15 protein-coding genes are annotated in these 16,559 nt (G+C 64.5%); 4 read left to right on the top strand and 11 right to left on the bottom strand.

Features of this window, described 5'->3' with window-relative positions; all coding sequences use genetic code 11:
• Positions 1–286: 286 nt before the first annotated feature.
• The 3 genes from DWV11_RS07655 to DWV11_RS07645 form a co-directional block, all read right to left on the bottom strand.
• Positions 287–1,489: an amidohydrolase family protein gene (locus DWV11_RS07655; protein WP_245953492.1), complete on the bottom strand. Its 1,203-nt coding sequence runs from the start codon at positions 1,487–1,489 to the stop codon at positions 287–289.
• Positions 1,489–2,856 carry a type I glutamate--ammonia ligase gene (locus tag DWV11_RS07650; protein ID WP_210725686.1) on the bottom strand — a complete coding sequence of 456 codons (1,368 nt, stop codon included), beginning with the start codon at positions 2,854–2,856 and terminating at the stop codon, positions 1,489–1,491. The genes DWV11_RS07655 and DWV11_RS07650 overlap by 1 nt, the downstream gene beginning before the upstream one ends.
• 99 nt (positions 2,857–2,955) lie before the next feature.
• A complete protein-coding gene (locus tag DWV11_RS07645; RefSeq protein ID WP_245953495.1) occupies positions 2,956–3,570 on the bottom strand; it encodes a TrmH family RNA methyltransferase in 615 nt (204 codons plus the stop codon).
• A 187-nt stretch (positions 3,571–3,757) separates the two neighbouring features.
• On the opposite strand from DWV11_RS07645, the gene DWV11_RS07640 reads away from it, so the two are divergent.
• Positions 3,758–4,588, top strand: coding sequence for an HAD-IIA family hydrolase (locus tag DWV11_RS07640; protein WP_115788291.1), 831 nt, complete (start codon positions 3,758–3,760; stop codon positions 4,586–4,588).
• Positions 4,589–4,602: 14 nt separating this feature from the next.
• Positions 4,603–5,280, top strand: coding sequence for a tyrosine-protein phosphatase (locus tag DWV11_RS07635; RefSeq protein ID WP_115788296.1), 678 nt, complete (start codon positions 4,603–4,605; stop codon positions 5,278–5,280).
• On the opposite strand, the gene DWV11_RS07630 is transcribed toward DWV11_RS07635, so the two are convergent.
• Positions 5,277–6,320, bottom strand: a complete 1,044-nt coding sequence (locus DWV11_RS07630) for a thioesterase domain-containing protein (RefSeq protein ID WP_115788290.1) — start codon at positions 6,318–6,320, stop codon at positions 5,277–5,279. The two genes, DWV11_RS07635 and DWV11_RS07630, sit on opposite strands and share 4 nt — an antisense overlap.
• Before the next feature lie 175 nt (positions 6,321–6,495).
• Entirely contained in the window at positions 6,496–7,080 is a 585-nt protein-coding gene (gene pyrE / locus DWV11_RS07625) for an orotate phosphoribosyltransferase (RefSeq protein WP_115788289.1), read from the bottom strand.
• Between the two features lie 44 nt (positions 7,081–7,124).
• Here pyrE and DWV11_RS07620 point away from each other — a divergent pair, with 44 nt between their 5' ends.
• Positions 7,125–7,943, top strand: coding sequence for a CPBP family intramembrane glutamic endopeptidase (locus DWV11_RS07620; protein ID WP_115788288.1), 819 nt, complete (start codon positions 7,125–7,127; stop codon positions 7,941–7,943).
• Here DWV11_RS07620 and DWV11_RS07615 read toward each other — a convergent pair.
• The 6 genes from DWV11_RS07615 to DWV11_RS07590 are packed head-to-tail and all read right to left on the bottom strand — an operon-like array spanning position 7,940 to position 14,628.
• Positions 7,940–8,530, bottom strand: a complete 591-nt coding sequence (locus DWV11_RS07615) for a gluconokinase (protein ID WP_115788287.1) — start codon at positions 8,528–8,530, stop codon at positions 7,940–7,942. The genes DWV11_RS07620 and DWV11_RS07615 overlap by 4 nt on opposite strands.
• Positions 8,520–9,749, bottom strand: a complete 1,230-nt coding sequence (gene manD, locus DWV11_RS07610; RefSeq protein ID WP_115788286.1) for a D-mannonate dehydratase ManD — start codon at positions 9,747–9,749, stop codon at positions 8,520–8,522. Before manD ends, DWV11_RS07615 begins: the two co-directional genes overlap by 11 nt.
• Before the next feature lie 6 nt (positions 9,750–9,755).
• Positions 9,756–11,210 (bottom strand): mannitol dehydrogenase family protein, encoded by a 1,455-nt coding sequence (locus DWV11_RS07605; protein WP_115788285.1) that lies wholly within the window; start codon positions 11,208–11,210, stop codon positions 9,756–9,758.
• Complete coding sequence (gene uxaC / locus DWV11_RS07600; RefSeq protein ID WP_115788284.1) at positions 11,207–12,610, bottom strand: glucuronate isomerase; 1,404 nt, start codon at positions 12,608–12,610, stop codon at positions 11,207–11,209. Before uxaC ends, DWV11_RS07605 begins: the two co-directional genes overlap by 4 nt.
• Before the next feature lie 3 nt (positions 12,611–12,613).
• A complete protein-coding gene (locus DWV11_RS07595) occupies positions 12,614–13,783 on the bottom strand; it encodes a Gfo/Idh/MocA family protein (protein WP_115788283.1) in 1,170 nt (389 codons plus the stop codon).
• On the bottom strand, positions 13,780–14,628 hold the full coding sequence (locus DWV11_RS07590) for a sugar phosphate isomerase/epimerase family protein (protein WP_115788282.1): 849 nt from the start codon (positions 14,626–14,628) through the stop codon (positions 13,780–13,782). The genes DWV11_RS07595 and DWV11_RS07590 overlap by 4 nt, the downstream gene beginning before the upstream one ends.
• A gap of 476 nt (positions 14,629–15,104) precedes the next feature.
• On the opposite strand from DWV11_RS07590, the gene DWV11_RS07585 reads away from it, so the two are divergent.
• Entirely contained in the window at positions 15,105–16,094 is a 990-nt protein-coding gene (locus DWV11_RS07585; protein ID WP_115788281.1) for a LacI family DNA-binding transcriptional regulator, read from the top strand.
• Positions 16,095–16,559 lie beyond the last annotated feature (465 nt).

Here is a 16,559-nt window from a genome sequence, read left to right as displayed (position 1 = left end):
GGGAAAGCGTACCCGCCGGCCTTCGCCCGGTCGATCATCTCGGAGTAAATCTCTGGGGTTGCAATGGGCATGGTGACTCCTATGCTGTGTTTTCGTCTATGGGTGTGCTGACCCTGAAACAGACCAGTTACGGCTAGGCACCATCCTAGCCAGAACCAACAAGAGGGCGTGCTTCGGGTCACGCCGCGGTAATACTCGCCCGTGCCTGCCCGTTTCGCGCCCGCCGGACAGCGTTGCCGAACGCGGTTGCCGGACTGTGTTGCAGGACAGCGCCGCCGCAGGGTGCCTACAGCCGGTAGACCCGGCGGGCGTTCTCCGATCCGATCATGCCGGCCACCCGGATCGCGTCCCGCTCGGACCATTCGCCCCGGCGCACCCAGTCGCCCAGCACCTGCGCCATCGAGCGGCGCCACAGGATGGACCCCAGGAAGTGCAGTTCCGGGACTGCGTACGCGTCGGAGGAATAGAGCTGCTTTGCGAAAGGTGCCAGCTCAAGTGCTTCGCCAACGACGTCCACGCTGCGGGAGCCGACATGGTTCAGGCTCAGTCCGACGTCGAAATACACGTTGTGGAACGCCTGGGCCAGGTACCCGGCCTCGCGGTGGTAGGGGTAGCAGTGCAGCAGCATGACCGGGGTATCCCGGATCGCAGCTTGGCGCAGCAACGGCAGGAGGTGCATGGGGTTGGTGCGGTGCAGGTCCAGGTCACGGTCGCCGAGCCCCGCATGAAGCTGGATGGGCAGCCGGTGCTCCGCCGCGGCGTGGACGATGAAGGAGATGATCTCCGGGTCCTGGAGCCTCAGCGCTGTCCCGGAAACTGCAGTCCCGGAAACTGCTGTCCCGGAACCTGCGGTCCAGCGGGCCACGGCCTGTTCCAGCCGGTCCCTGCCGGGCTCGGACCAATCGATGTCGAGGCCGCACCGGTAGGCGGCGATGGATTTGAAGCCGACGACGCCGGGTACCGCCGCCGCGAGCGCCGCCCGGAAGTCCTCGGCGAAGTCCGCCGGGGAGGCGGTGCGGGCCGCCACCTTTTCGGCCAGGAGTTCAAGCCGGAGGATTTCGGAACTTGGGGCAGCGGAGTCCTGCGCGATGGTTTCCGGCCTGGTGACGGCCGAGGCGCTGAGTCCGGTGTCGACGATCCAGTGCGCCACCCCGGCCGGGGCCAGGAACAGGCGGTTGAGCTCCGTGGGGGTCAGGACGCTGCGTGCTTCCCAGTATTCCTCGGCGCCGGCATGCGGGGGCAGGCCCAGCCGCGGAGCGCACCAGCGCCGGATGGCGAAGCCCACCTGGGAATCGAACTGCGTCATGAACGCCGGGATCGGGTCCGGGGACCCTTCATTGATGGACTCTTCGAATTCCGTGCGGGTGAGGGGTTCGGTGAAGCAGCCGTGTACATGGTGGTCCACCAGCGGCAGGGTGGACACGGCGTCGACGAGTCCCTGCGGGACGCGGTCCTCCAGTCCCGCCATGACGTCCGGTTCAGGCGACATCAGGCCGACCACGCGAAGCGAAGGGCCTGGGCGGTCTCCACGGGATCCGTACCGGCGAATCTCCCGGCTTCGTGGCGGCGAACCGCGACGACGCCTTCCACGATGTCCGGCCCCAGGATCCTTCCGGCAAGTTGTGAGGCCTCGAGCGCGTTGAGCACCGTGGCTTGGTCCGGATCGATGGCTGTGGCGGGCCAGTCGCCGGCGTCGGCGGGATTGCCGGGCACCTCCACCGGGAGCGGCAGCCCGGCCTCGATGCCGTGGAGTACCGAGCCCAGGAGGGCCGCCGCTGCAAGGTAGATGTTGGCGCTGGGATCCACCACCTTGAGCTCCACATTTGCGCCGTGCGGGTTGCCGGCGGTTGCGGCGACGAAGCGCACTGCGGCTTCGCGGTTCTCCAGGCCCCAGCACGCTGCAGCCCCGGACCACCGTCCGGGCCGGAGCCGATGGGCGGAAAGGACCGACGCTGCGTAGACGCCAAGGAAGTCGTCCAGGCCTGCGAGTATCCCGGCGATCGCGGATCCTCCCTCCGCGGTGATGCCATGGGGTCCTTCTCCGCCGCTGAAAAGGTGTGTGTCGTCCCGTTTCAGCGAGAGGTGCAGGTGGGCCCCGTTGCCGGCCCCGTCCGCCCAGGGAAGCGGTGAAAAGGAAACGGCCATGTTGTGGCGGGCCGCGACAATTCCGATGAGGATGCGGGCCAGCACGCACCCGTCTGCCATCTCGACGGGCGGGGCAGGTGCGAGGGAAACCTCGAACTGGTCTTCTCCGTACTCGGCGTGGATCTGTTCGGGGCCCAGTCCTGCTGCCTCAAGTGTTGCGGTGAGGTCCACGAGGAAAGCGCGCCGCTCCACGACGGCCCCCATGCCGTAGGCGGTCCATCCGGGCTTGGGCAGGTGCCCGCCGTCGCGGGTGGTAAGGACGAACTCAAGCTCGGTGCCCATGAGCGGCGACAGTCCCCGCGCCGCGAGGCTGTCCACGACGCCGGCCAGGCGGCCGCGCGGGCACAGCGGGGAGAGGCTCCCGTCCTGCTCATGGAAGGTGGCGGGCCCCCAAGCCAGGCCATCGTCGATCTTGCGGACCCTGGCGGTGTCGAGGCGGAGGCGGAGGTCTCCGATGGGCCCGATCGAGGAAGTGAAGGCGATGCCGTTGTCCGCGCAGAAAACGTTCCATGAGGGCGAGGCTCCCATCCCGGCCTGCCGGAAAGCCGGGAGCCGCCGGATCGGGACGCCTTTGCAATGGGTTCCGCCGGCGAAATCGACGGCCGTGCCCACCAGAAGGGTTACGCCATCGGACTCAAGCTGCGCCCTGATGCTTTCGGCCATGATGTTTTCGGGTGCTTCCTGCCCGGCCCCACTGGACACGGCTTCCACAACGGTTCCCCTCGACGGTGTGCATCTGTGGGTCCATCATGCCCCAGCGGTATGCGGACGATACAAGGAACATGCGGGCGGGCAGCGACCCGCAGAACCTCAGCCGGTAACGCGCTGGCCGAAATTATGCCGACGGATCCAGGCGTGCATGGCGATCGCGGCGGCGGAGGCCGCGTTGATCGACCGGGTGGAACCGTACTGTTCGATCGACAAGGTAGCGACGGCGGCCTCGTGCACCTCGGGGGTCAGGCCCGGACCCTCCTGGCCGAACACGAGCACGCAATTGCGGGGCAGGTCGTAGCTTTCCAGCGGCACCGAGTCCGGGAAGATGTCGATCCCGATGATCGCCAGCCCCTCCCCTTGCGCCCAGGCCACGAAGTCCTCCACGGTGGGGTGGTGGCGGACGTGCTGGTAACGATCGGTGACCATCGCCCCGCGGCGGTTCCACCGGCGTCGTCCGATGATGTGGACTTCCTTGGCGAGGAAGGCGTTGGCGGTGCGCACCACGGTGCCGATATTGAGGTCGTGCTGCCAATTCTCGATGGCGATGTGGAAGTCGTGCCGGCGGGAGTCCAGGTCCGCGACGATCGCCTCGTGCTTCCAATACCGGTACTTGTCCACGACGTTGCGGCGGTCGCCGTCCGCCAGCAGGTCCGGGTCCCAGTGCGCGCCTTCCGGCCACTCACCTTCCCAGGGCCCGACGCCGACCTCCACGGCGGCGGTTTTCCCGCCGTCGGGCTCTGCTGGGGTGGGGGCTTCGGAAGGTGCGTCGTCATTCACCCCTCAACCCTAGCGGGGCACCGGGACACGGGCATCGCGTAACCCATCGGCGCCTTGTGTTTCGGCGTGCCGGAAGGTGAAAGACTTGGGTGCAGAATCAGCCCCAACAGCGGAGGTAAGAATGGCGAAGACAAGCGCGGCCCCCACATCCGGCGCGATGTACCGCAACGGACACGAGATCGAGTGCTGGCTGACCGACATGGACGGCGTCCTGGTCCACGAGAACCAGGCCATTCCCGGCGCGGCCGAACTGATCCAGCGCTGGGTGGACACATCCAAGCGCTTCCTGGTGCTGACCAACAACTCGATCTTCACCCCGCGCGACCTCGCCGCCCGCCTGAGCTCTTCCGGCCTGGAAGTCCCCGAGGAGAACATCTGGACTTCGGCCCTGGCCACCGCCCAGTTCCTGAAGGACCAGGTGGAGGGTTCGGACTCCGGGAACCGCGCGTACACCATTGGTGAGGCGGGCCTGACGACGGCGCTCCACGAGGCCGGTTTCATCCTCACCGACCAGAACCCGGACTTCGTGGTGCTCGGCGAGACACGCACCTACTCCTTCGAGGCGATCACCACGGCCGTGCGCCTGATCCTGGGCGGCGCGCGGTTCATCGCCACCAACCCGGACGCCACCGGACCGTCCAAGGAAGGCCCGCTCCCGGCCACCGGCGCCATCGCCGCCATGATCTCCAAGGCGACCGGCCGCGAACCGTACATCGTGGGCAAGCCGAACCCCATGATGTTCCGCTCCGCCATGAACCGGATCGACGCCCACTCCGAAACCACGGCGATGATCGGCGACCGCATGGACACGGACATCATCGCGGGCATGGAGGCCGGCCTGCACACTGTCCTGGTGCTCAGCGGCATCACACAGCGCGAGGAAATCGCGGCATTCCCGTTCCGGCCGAACCAGGTGCTGACCTCGGTGGCCGAGCTCAAGGACCAGATCTAAGAAGGACAATGGCCATGGCGGTGCTGAATCTGCGGCCCCTGTTGGGCGGCCGGCTGGTGCGGGGCAGCCAGCCTTTCGGGCTGGATACGGCTGCAACCGCGGAGTTCCTGGCGGCGCACGGCATCCGCACGGTGGTAGACCTGCGCAGCGGCCGGGAACGTGAGCTCCTGCCGTGGCAACTGGTGCCGGGCAACGGCGTCGAGCTGCTGGAGAACCCTTTCGATCCCGCCCCGCACGGCCTTCCTCCGGTGAGCACGGCCGAAGAGCTCGGTGAGCTGTACCTGGGCTGGGTCCGCACGGGCCCGGCCTGGGTGGCGGCCTCCCTCCGGCCGGCGGCACACGGCACCGCGTTCGTGCACTGTTCGCTCGGCAAGGACCGGACCGGCGTGATTTCGGCCCTGGCCCTGCTGGCGGTCGGCACGGATCCGGAGGCGGTGGTGGCCGACTACACCGCCACCACCGCTGCCCTGCCGCAGTTGCTGACCGTCATGGCACAGACCTGGAGCGCGGCGATTCCCGCCCTGCCGCCGCAGGCCTTCAATCCGGAGTTCATGCTGCTTCAGTCCCCGGAAGGCGCCATCCGGCATTTCCTGGCGGGATTCGAACGGGAATTCGGCGACGCCGGAAGCTACCTGCGCGACGCCGGCCTGAGCGCCGCCGAACTCGAGGCGCTGCGCCACCCAGGAGACTAGAACGCCGTCACCCTGCCGGCCGCGCCCGGCAACGGAAACAGCTCGTCCTCGAGCTTCTGGATCACGGGACGGTAGACGAACGGGTTCCATTGCGGGCTGGCGTGCGGCGGGAGGGCACCGTCGGTCCTGAGATCCGCGGAAACCATGTTCTTCTGGAAGGTCCGCGACCAGCCGGCGCGCGCCGTTTCGTAATTGACGGTGTTATCGCGCGGGTTGCCGATGAAGGCCATCTTGGTCTTCCCCAGCCGGTCCACGAAGCGTGTGGCGTCGAAATGGTAGATGTAGGCCGATTCGCTCTGGATCAGCACGCTCGACGGCGCGATCGGGGTCAGCTGCTCCAGGGTCTGGTTCAGGATCTGCCGCCAGCTGCGCTCGTTCTTGTGCGCCACCCGCTCCCCCAGCTCATAGCCGCCGCGCAGCACCGACGGCACCCGGAACCCGCTCTCGTACAGGAACACGACGCCGTCGAACCAGCTCTGGTCCAGGACGTCGTACTTGCTGTACGGGGAGGAGTCGAGCAGGATGAATTCCACCGCGATCCCGTGCCACTCCCGCAGCCGCGTGGCCACCTCGGTGGCGAGCATGCCGCCGAAGCTGTGGCCGTAGAAATAGAGCTTGCGCAGCTTGCGTTCCTTGACATAGGCCACGACGGTGTCTGTCACCTCGTCGATCTCCAGGCCGAGGTTCGAATACCCGACGGCGGCCAGCTGGCCCCGCTGCCGCAGCGCGTTCCGCAGGGAGTTGAGGATCCATTGCGCCTCTTCCCAGCTGGTCTTGTAGCCCGGGAAAAGGATCCACGCGGCGTCGGGAAAGTACGCCTTGGCGACGTCGTCATCCACGGCGAGGATCTTCGTGACACGCCGCTCGGCCTGGATCTGCCTTGTGATGAACATGTCCGTGGCGAGCAGTCCGGAGGCGCCCGCCCCGATCAGGAAGCTGCGCCGGGAGAATTCCTTCAGCCCGGCGGCCTGCCGGAGGATCCGTGCGGGTTCGGTGTGGGCGGCGAGGAAGTGCGCGCCGCCGGAGTGGGCAGGGCCCAAGGTGGCCCGGTCAGGGTTGTCCGGGCCCTGGGCGTTCCGGCGTCCCTTGCGTAGGTTCCCCCTGGCCTGCTGGTCCACACAGCCAGCTTAGGCACAAGCGGCCTGACCGTGCAGGGCTGTTAACGGCGGATGGCCGGCCCCCCGCGGGAGCCGGCCATCCGGAAGGTTCAGCCCCTTAGTTGAGGCCGAGTTCGTCCTTGCCGAAAGCGAACAGGTACGGCACGCCGGTTTCGGCTTCGATCTTTTCCTTGGCGCCGGTGTTGCGGTCCACGATCACCGCGACGGCCACCACGTTGCCGCCGGCATTGCGGACGCCTTCGACGGCGGCCAGTGCGGAACCGCCGGTGGTGGAGGTGTCTTCCAGGACCACCACGTTACGGCCTTCCACCGAGGGGCCTTCCACCTGGCGGCCCATGCCGTAGGACTTCTGCGCCTTGCGGACCACGAAGGCGTCAACGGCGCGGCCGGCATCGGCGGCTGCGTGCATGACGGCGGTACCCACGGGGTCGGCACCCATGGTGAGGCCACCGGCGCACTCGACTGCCACACCGGCGTCGTCGATCAGCGAAAGCATGACCTGGCCCACCAGCTTGGAGGCTTCGTGGTGGAGGGTGATACGGCGGAGGTCAACGTAGTAGTCGGCCTCTTTTCCGCTGGAGAGGATCACCTTGCCGCGGACCACCGCGAGTTCTTTGATCAGTTCAAGCAGGCGGGCGCGGGCAGAAGCGGCGTCAGCCGCATGGACACTGTCAGAAGTCATGGGTCCAATTCTAAACGGGCACAGCGGCCTGACATGCTTGGAGGGTGCCTTCAACTCCGACGGAGACCACCCGGACCGCCCTCAGCTGGAAACTGCTTCCGGCGGTGCTCCTGTCCGTGTCCGCGGTGCCGTTGTTCGCCTTCCAGGAAGATGTTCCGGGGTACGGCCTGCTCGTTTTGGGCGTAGCGACGGCGGCTTTGATCGACCGCCGGTTGATGCGGCACCTCGCACTGATCGCCGCCGGGCTGCTCACCATCAGCCTGGTGCCGCTGAACGCCGACCTGAGCATCGGTCACATGGCCCTCATGGGCGGCGTCCTGGCGCTGGCCGTGCTGCTGCCGTGGTTGCTCTCGAAGTTCGCGTACCGGGAGGACATCATCCGCTTTCCCGTCAAGACCGGCCGGCGATGGCCCCTCGCGGCGAAGATGTATCTGCTGGGTGTTGTGGCGCTGGGCTACCTCGTCCTGCCGGCCTACCTGATCAGGACCGGGGTCTACCAGAACTGGCCGGACGCGTCCGGGCCAAGCATCTTCTGGCGGCTCTTCCTCGGCGTGAACGCCGTGGGCATCTGGGACGAGCTGTTCTTCATCTGCACCGCCTTCACCCTGCTGCGCCGGCACTTTCCGGACTGGCTGGCCAACCTCCTGCAGGCCGTGATCTTCTCCTCGTTCCTGTGGGAGATCGGCTACCAGTCGTGGGGGCCGCTCCTGACCTTTCCGTTCGCGCTCCTGCAGGGCTACACCTTCAAGCTCACGAAGTCGCTGACGTACGTGGTGTCCGTGCACCTGGTCTTCGACCTGGTCCTTTTCCTGGCGCTGGTGCACGCGCACAACCGCGACTGGCTGCCGGTTTTCCTGTACTAGCCGGCAGCCTTGCCAAAAACCTCCGAGGGGAGTCCGCCAAGGCTTGCGGCCGCTTGATCCACGATGACCTCCACGGCCAGGGCGATGTCCAGGACGGTTCCGGCTTCGTCGGCCTGCAACGGTTCCAGCGTGGCCAGTTGGGAGTCCAGCAGGGAGGCCGGCATGAAGTGTCCGGGACGGCTGTTCATCCGCTCGCTGAGCACTTCCCGCGTGCCGTGCAGGTGCACGAAGACCACGGAGTCATCCGCGCTGCGGATGATGTCCCGGTAAGAGCGCTTGAGCGCGCTGCACGCAATCACCAGGGGCGGGTCCGACGCCGCAAATCGCCTGCCGACTTCGGCCAGCCAGGGTGCCCGGTCGTCGTCGTTGAGCGGAGTACCGGAGGCCATCTTGGTGATGTTGGACTGCGGGTGCAGCGCATCGCCGTCGAGGAATCCGGCGCCGAGGCGTTCGGCGAGGGCGGCGCCGACGGTGCTCTTGCCGCAGCCGGCCACACCCATCACCACGATGTGTCGGCGGACGCCGCCCTGGGTACCGCCGTCGTTCATCGAGCGGGGATCACCAGTCATGGCCGGTTTACCAGTCATGAACGGTGCCGTCCACGAGGCGGTTGTAGGGCAGGTACGCCTGCTGGTACGGATAGGCTGCGGCAGCTTCCTCGTTGAACTCGACGCCGATGCCGGGGTTGTCGCCCGGGTGCAGGTAGCCGTCCGTGAACGTCATGGACTGCTGGAAGACCTCGTTTGTCTTGTCCGAGTGCTGCATGTATTCCTGGATGCCGTAGTTGTGGATGGCCAGGCCAACGTGCAACTGGGCGGCGAAGCCAACCGGGGAGATGTCCGTGGGGCCGTGGAAGCCGGACTTGATCTGGTACTGCGCGGCGAAGTCCATGACCTTCTTCAGCGGGCTGATGCCGCCGAAGTGCGTGGACGCGGCACGGACGTAATCGATCAGCTGTTCCTTGATGAGCGTCTGGTAATCCCACACGGTGTTGAAGATCTCGCCGATGGCCAGCGGAGTGGTGGTGTGCTGGCGGACCAGGCGCAAGCCCTCCTGGTTCTCGGCCGGGGTGCAGTCCTCCAGCCAGAAGAGGTCGTACGGTTCCAAGGCCTTGCCGAGCTTGGCCGCCTGGATCGGGGTCATGCGGTGGTGGCCATCGTGCAGCAACGGAATCTCCGGGCCGAACTCGTTGCGCACTGCTTCGAAGACGGTGGGCAGGTGGCGCAGGTAGGCGCGGGTGTCCCAGTCTTCCTCCACGGGGAACGCACCGCGCCCGGCGGGTTCGTAGTCGTAGCGTTCACCCGAGGACTGGGCCTGCGCGGCAACTCCGTACACGGCCTTGATGCCGGGGATCGCGGTCTGGATGCGGATGGACTTGTAGCCCAGTTCCAGGTGTTCACGGACCGAATCGAACAGGGAGGGGATATCCGCGCCCGAGGCGTGCCCGTAGGCGCGCAGCCCATTGCGGGAAGCACCGCCGAGGAGCTGGTACACCGGAAGGCCGGCGATCTTGCCCTTGATATCCCACAGGGCCATGTCGACGGCGGCGATTGCCGCCATGGTTACCGGGCCGCGGCGCCAGTACGAGGAACGGTAGAGGAACTGCCAGGTGTCCTCGATCCGGTGCGGGTCCTTGCCGATCAGCAGCTGGGCGACGTGCTCCTTGAGGTAGGCGGCGACGGCGAGTTCCCGGCCGTTGAGGGTGGCGTCACCGATGCCGGTCACACCGTCCTCGGTGGTGATGCGGAGCGTGACGAAGTTGCGGGACGGGCTGGTGACAAAGACTTCTGCTGCAACGATCTTCATTGAAGTTCAGCTGTTCCTTCCGGAGGTGGGGTGGGCATTTTCAAGGGAGGTGGACGACGTGGCACCGGCGGCCTGTGTGAAAGTTCCTGTGAGGCTATCCACTAAGCTGACGAGCTGCGGATCTTGTCCGAGCCCGTGGCTTATAAGGTCCAGGAGGGCAGCAACCCGCTCAGGCCCCGGCCCTAGTGCTCTCTTAACCTCATGGATGGCGTCGGACAACGGATCCTGTAGCTCTTCGCGTTCAGCTACATAGTCGATCCATGCCGCAAGCACCAGTGCGCTGCTGGCGCCGGAACGGCCCTGGGATCTTTCGGCAGTCAGGACAGGCAAGGCCCGCATGCGCAGTTTGGTGGATCCGTCCGCGGCGATCTGCGAGAGGTGGTGAGCGATGCGAGCGTTGCTAAAGCGTGAGCTAAGGGCTTTGCGGTATTCAGGAATGTGGAGATCTCCGCTCCCGAGGTGTTTAGCCGCCTCGTCCCAGAAGCTTTCCACGGCGTTCCGGCAGAGCGCATCATCGAGCGCCTGTGCCACAGTGGCGTGGCCCCGCAGTTGACCGGCATATGCCAAGAGGGAATGGGCGCCGTTCAACAGCCACAGCTTGCGGTTTTCGTAGGGTTCGATGTCATCAACGATGACTGCGCCGGCGTCTTCCCACTGGGGCCTGCCTTTGGGGAACTCACCGCTGAGGATCCAGTCGTGGAAAGGTTCTGCAACCACCGGTGAGGTGTCCCGGTAACCGCGGGAATCCTGAACCTCGGAAATATCCTCGTCCGTTGTCCGGGGTGTGATCCGGTCGACTGACGTGCTGACAAAGCTGACGTTCGTCTTGATCCAGTTCGCAAGCCCGGCGTCCCAGGCCTCGGCCAGTCCCGTAATCGCGCGGCGTGCAACCTCCCCGTTTGCGGAAAGGTTGTCACAGCTGACGACGGCGATCGGTCCGGCTCCGGTGTCCTTTCTGGCCGCAAGGGCCAGAACCAACCGGCCGATTGGAGTGTCCGGTGTGGCGCGGGTTCCGGAGGTACCTTTCAGCGCGGCGAGGTCCCTCCTAAAGCCGGAAGTCTCTGCAGTGAAGCGGCCGCGGGAGTCCAACCCATAGGCTGCTTCGGTGATCGTCAGGGTGATTATCGCCGTTTCCGGGGAAGAGACCAGTTCACACAGGCGATTGACGTCGGCGCCGTCCAAGGCTTCGGTAATACTGCCGATGACCTCGAAGCTGTCCCCTCTGGCTGAGCGATCGATGAGTGTGAACAGGCCGTCCTGCGCGGACAGCGCGACTGCCGCGTCAGGCTTTCGTCCGGTGAAGGCGGCAATGCCCCATTTGCTGTGGTCGCCGGCCTTTTGCGTGTACCAGGCCTGATGCGATCGATGGAATGCCCCCAGACCTATGTGAACGATCCGTATTGGGGCTGCCGGCAGCTTGACGAGTTGGCGGGTCAGGACAGGCACTTTGCTATCGCTCATAGCTTGAACACCCTTCGGGGCGAGGAATCGACGATATCCACAATGAGCTCGTGGGCACGTTCTTCGCTGATCCGGTGTTCGACAACGAGCCGTGCGAGGAAAGCGGACTCGATTCGGCGTGATGTGTCGTGCCGGGCCGGGATGGAGCAGAACGCCCGGGTGTCGTCAATAAACCCTGAGGAACGCGAGAAGCCTGCCGTTTCGGTGACGGCGGCACGGAACCGGAGCATTGCATCGGGTGCGTCCAGGAACCACCAGGGGGCACCTACGTACACGGAGGGGTAGAAACCGGCCAGTGGCGCCAGCTCGCGGGAGAAGACCGTCTCGTCCAGCGTGAACAGCACGAGGTGGAAGTCCTTTGCGGTTCCGAAGTCCTGGAGCAGGGGCCGGATTCCCTCGGTGTAGTTCACGGCAACGGGGATGTCATGGCCGGTGTCCGGGCCATATGCCTCAAATGTGGGGCTGTGGTGATTGCGGTACGAACCGGGATGGATCGTCATGACCAATCCGTCTTCGACCGACATCCTGGCCATCTGGTACATCATGTGGGCCTCGAAGGCGTCCCGGTCCGCGGCCGACGCCTTGCCGGCACGGGCTTTCTCGAACAGGTGCTCCGCCTCAGCCGCGTCCAATTTGAGTGTGGCGGGTGTGCGCACGCCGTGGTCGGCGGAGACGGCGCCGTGCTCAACAAAGTACCGGCGGCGGTTTTCCAAGGCCGTGATGTAGCCGCGGTAACCTTTCGCGCCGTCGCCCGCCGCCGCAATGAGCCGTTCAACATTGCGGGCCCACGAAGCGTGGGCGACATTGATGTAGGCATCGGGACGGAACGTCGGCAGCACCCTGCCGTGGAAGGAGGGATCTTCGGCGAGCGCCCTGTGGCTGGCGAGTTCGTCCAGGGGGTCATCCGTCGTCGCGAGGACTTCGATGTTGAAATCCTTGAACAGCTCGCGCGGCCGGAAGCCCGGTTCGGCAAGCTTGGCAGAAATTGCGTCAAAGATCCTGTCGGCGTTCTCCACGGTAGGCTCTTCACGCACGCCGAACACGTGCTCGAACTCCTGCCGGATCCAATAGCCCGATGCGGTGCCTTCGAACTGCGGCCAGGCAGCAGAAAAATGCTTCCAAATTTGACGGGAGTCAGCCGGAGCAGCGCCCAGCCCAAGCTGGTCCATCGAGGTTCCGCCAGCGTGGATCAGACGGGTCACATAGTGATCCGGGGTGACCAGCAGCGCCGCAGGATCCGGGAAAGGCACGTTGTTTTGAATCACACCTGCATCCACGTGCCCATGGGGAGAAATTATCGGAAGACCGGCTACCTGCTTGTAAAGGGAACGGGCTATGTCCCGGACGGCGGGCTCTGCGGGGAGGAGCCGGTCCGGATGGGCTGCTATTGACTGCGTCATGATTCAGGAGACTCCTGCTGTTGAACTGGGGCCCGTACGGACTTCGAGGTCGTTGTACCTTCCGGACAGGACTTCATTGAAGAGGACAGCCTGGTTCAGCGTGGCTGACACGTAGACAGCACGCACCGTTGCCAAGGCGTTTACGGCGTCACTGATAGTCACTCCGGGCTGCCGGCCCTCGCTGATGGCGTCCAGAATGTCGCGGTACTGCCGGATATGTCCTCCTGGGTAAACCGTTGGGTCCATGGCTTCATAGTCCTCGTCCGGGTACTTCGACAGTTCCTCTATGGTTTGATTTCCGCCCCCTTGAAGTCCCATGTCGGCTGACGCGGTTCCGGCGTCCCTGGCGTGGAAGTACTGCAGTTGGTCATTGTCCAAAACTGCGGAGCCTTCAGAGCCCATCAGTTGGACCCGCACAGTCAAGCCGGGGTAGGCGGCCGTAGTGGCATGGAGAACAGCGAGCCCTCCGTTTTCGAAGGTAACAGTGGCCACGGCGGTGTCTTCGACCTCTATCCGTTCATGTGCCAGAAGGGCGGTGTGGGCGTGAATTTCCACGGGCCGGCCCATGAACCACAGGAGCAGGTCAACGGTGTGAACCCCCTGGTTCATCAGGGCCCCGCCACCGTCCATCGCCCACTTGCCACGCCAATCACCCGAGTCGTAGTAACCCTGGCCCCGCCACCAGGCCACTGACGCGATGGCCGACGTGAGTCGGCCGAAGCGGCCCTTTGCCACGGCGTTGGCCACCGCGACACTTCCCCGGTCGAAACGGTGCTGACTTATTACTGAGGCGAAGACACCGCGGCCTGCGGCTTCTTTGGCGGCGGCCTCGATTTCCTGGGCACGGCTGAGATCCACGTCCAGCGGCTTTTCGATGACGACGTGTTTACCCGCCCCCAAGACCTCAAGGGCTTGTTGAATGTGCAATCCGCTGGGGGTCGCCAACACCACCAGGTCGATGTCCGCGGCCGCCAAAGCATCGCCAATCGTCAAGTGCGTCGAGGGCTTGGGACGGCCGCTTTCCTCCATAAGGTCTGCGAGAGAATCCGCCGCCGCGGGGACTGTGTCGATCAGTGCGACGACATCTGCCTCAGGGAACTGCTGCAATGCAACGGCGTGCATCCGGCCGATGACACCGCAGCCGGTGATTGCCACCTTCAATACCGCGCTCATACCGTCTGCACCCCTGCTTCGGCGGTAACTTTGGCGAACGCGCGGGCGGCAATTCCAAAGGCTGTAGGACCGGAGAATCCCCCAAGACCATGCGCCCCGGCAAGATGTGGTTCAAGGGATGCGAATCCGGTGTAGCCGTCGGCCTTCAGCGCCTCAACGGTGCGCAGCACATCACCGTCGCCCTCCCCCGCGGGAACAACATGGCCATTGGAGAACAGCGCATCCTTGACCTGAAGGTACTCAACATAAGGACGAAGCTTGGCATAGCCCTCATCGAACGGCTTCACCCCAACCTGTACAAAGTTGGCCGCATCCCATGCGACCTTCAACGCCGGTGAGTTAACGCTCTGGATGATGTCGAGTATGCGGTCCGGCACGTCACCGAAGATGTCTTTCTCGTTCTCGTGCAGAAGGATTACTCCTTCTTCCTCCGCCACCGAAGCCAGGGCGGCCATCCGTTCAATCACGGCATCGCGGATACTGTCCACGGGCACGTTTTCGCCATAGTAGAAGGAAAAGACGCGGATGTAATTAGCGCCAAGGATTCTTGCGGCGTTGATGGCCCTGCGAAGACGCTCAACTTCGTGTTCGACGGGAAGGCTGACGTCCACCTTGCCAATTGGTGAGGCGATAGCGGAAACCTCCATACCCTTGTCTTTAAGCAAACCGGCAAGTGCCGAGAGTTGATCCTCAGACAGGTCCACGATGTTGGTTCCCCACGCGCTTCGCACTTCGATGTGACGGGCACCCAGGGCCTGCAACACGGCGCTCTGAACGGCGGGGTCATCGTCGATCTCATCGCCGAATCCTGACAGCGCCCAAGAAACAGGGGTTGCTGGAACCATGGTTGCTTAACTCCTCCGGCAGTAAGACCGCCCAGTAGATGACACTCGAAAACCACATAGGAAAATGATCACGCCCGCGGCGGAGGCCACTACCGCCGCCATCATTCGGCAATGAACGGCACGGCCCGCCGCTGCGTGGCACCGCAATCTGCAGAGCTGCGGCCGGAGTCGCACCATCCGGGCCTCGTCATGCCTGCGAACGCGGGACAGCTCCAACGTGGCAGGAAGTAAGTGCGGCTGGGAGAACGCCCGCACCGTCCGCAACTGCAGGCGCCAATGCATCGAGTTTAGGTAGAGAAAAGAGAAGGTGGCAAGCTGTTGCCAAAAATTGCCAACAGTGTTGTACTTTACTCGAGGGTAACTCTGCCGAAGAAGCCGGGCGCCCCGTCGCTTAACGTGAAAGGACTGCAGTGGATACAACGACATCGGGGCCTGGAGACGAAGGGCCCGCGGACACTCCCGGGGGCGTTGAGAAGATGCCAACGATCCGGGATGTCGCCAAGCTCGCTGGAGTGGCAACATCCACGGTTTCACGAGCACTTTCCAATCCGGCCCGCGTGAATCGGTACACGAGGGAAAGGATTGTAGAAGCTGCCGCTCAGCTCAACTACGTGCCGAGCTCGCAGGCGCAAGGACTCAGCAACGGGCGTACCAACGCGGTCGCGGTCTTAGTGCCGGATATCACCAATCCGTTCTACTTCGACATCATCCGAGGAGCGCAGCATCAGCTCAAGGCTGCGGGATACACCCAGGTCCTGGTGGATACGGAAGAGTCGAGTGAGATGGAATTGGAAGCGCTTCACAGGATGAGGTCCGCCGACGGCTTTATCCTTGCTGCGTCGCGTCTGACAGATGCGCAGTTGGCCGAAGTGTCCAAAACGCAGCCGCTGGTGACCATCAATCGGGCCTCTACCCCCTCAGTGGTGATAGATACGCCTTCAGCGATCGTTCAAGCTCTGGAACACCTGGCCTCATTGGGTCACCGTCGCGTCTGTTATGTCAGTGGTCCAGCCACGTCTTGGTCCAGCCAAAAGCGTTGGGAAGTCCTGGATGAGGAATCCTCCCTTCGTGGCATGGAAACGTGCCGCATTGGCCCCTACGCACCCAAGACCACGTCAGGGGCCGCGGCGGCAGACGCTGCAACTCGCACGGGCGCCACCGCCTGCATCGTTTTCAACGATCTTCTGGCCATTGGAATGCTCCAAAGGCTTCGAGAACGGGGCATCCGCGTCCCCGAAGACGTCAGCATCGTCGGCTGCGACGACATCTTCGGAGCCGATTTCTGCAACCCTCCCCTGACGACCATCGCAAGCCCGATTGAACAGGCCGGGCGCGTAGCGGTGACCATGCTCCTCTCCCAGCTGAACCCCGTTCCCGGGGCAACGATCCGCCAGCGCGCCGTCATGCCCACGCATCTAACCATCCGGGCATCCACTGGCCCCGCCCCGGACAACGTACACGGCTAAATCACGAGGGGTGGGGCCGGCGCCCGCTCTAGCCGTTCACCGCTTCCCTGCTTCCACGCCTCCAAAGATGTGTGGGCCGGTCCGATAGTACGAGGATTTGAGCCATTGGCTGCTTGACGGGATCCTCGCACTTCGGGCCTGGCGGCTATGTGCCTGAGGAGCGGGGCGGTTCCGCGTCGACATATGAACCGACTGCCTGCACGCGTTGTTCTGCACAAGTGCAGGAGGTCTCGATCTCCAAGCGGACTGTAACAGTCTGCTGATCCTCCGGCACATGGATAACCAGGGTCTTCTCGCTCGTGGTTGTGCTGTTCACTGTGATTCCTTCCAAAGTTGATCGTTCAATTATTTTTCGGGTTCATTCCATTTAGCTTGACCTGGTGCACATGAATACGGGCGTTACGGTCCTGGCGCGCACGCATAACACGGTGTGCCGCGCAAGCCCTTCGCCGTGTCTGGCTGATC

Origin of the sequence: Arthrobacter silvisoli, assembly GCF_003369445.1 — a bacterium.
GTDB classification, from domain to species: domain Bacteria; phylum Actinomycetota; class Actinomycetes; order Actinomycetales; family Micrococcaceae; genus Arthrobacter; species Arthrobacter silvisoli.
The sequence above is the reverse complement of the archived record's forward strand: the minus strand, read 5'-3'. Positions and strand labels throughout refer to the sequence as shown.

Excerpts from the sequence above, each read along its gene's own strand:
- DWV11_RS07655 (WP_245953492.1), bottom strand. The coding sequence starts at position 1,489 with ATGTCGCCTGAACCGGACGTCATGGCGGGACTGGAGGACCGCGTCCCG.
- DWV11_RS07640 (WP_115788291.1), top strand. The coding sequence starts at position 3,758 with ATGGCGAAGACAAGCGCGGCCCCCACATCCGGCGCGATGTACCGCAAC.
- DWV11_RS07635 (WP_115788296.1), top strand. The coding sequence starts at position 4,603 with ATGGCGGTGCTGAATCTGCGGCCCCTGTTGGGCGGCCGGCTGGTGCGG.
- pyrE (WP_115788289.1), bottom strand. The coding sequence starts at position 7,080 with ATGACTTCTGACAGTGTCCATGCGGCTGACGCCGCTTCTGCCCGCGCC.
- DWV11_RS07615 (WP_115788287.1), bottom strand. The coding sequence starts at position 8,530 with ATGACTGGTAAACCGGCCATGACTGGTGATCCCCGCTCGATGAACGAC.
- manD (WP_115788286.1), bottom strand. The coding sequence starts at position 9,749 with ATGAAGATCGTTGCAGCAGAAGTCTTTGTCACCAGCCCGTCCCGCAAC.
- DWV11_RS07605 (WP_115788285.1), bottom strand. The coding sequence starts at position 11,210 with ATGAGCGATAGCAAAGTGCCTGTCCTGACCCGCCAACTCGTCAAGCTG.
- uxaC (WP_115788284.1), bottom strand. The coding sequence starts at position 12,610 with ATGACGCAGTCAATAGCAGCCCATCCGGACCGGCTCCTCCCCGCAGAG.
- DWV11_RS07595 (WP_115788283.1), bottom strand. The coding sequence starts at position 13,783 with ATGAGCGCGGTATTGAAGGTGGCAATCACCGGCTGCGGTGTCATCGGC.
- DWV11_RS07590 (WP_115788282.1), bottom strand. The coding sequence starts at position 14,628 with ATGGTTCCAGCAACCCCTGTTTCTTGGGCGCTGTCAGGATTCGGCGAT.
- DWV11_RS07585 (WP_115788281.1), top strand. The coding sequence starts at position 15,105 with ATGCCAACGATCCGGGATGTCGCCAAGCTCGCTGGAGTGGCAACATCC.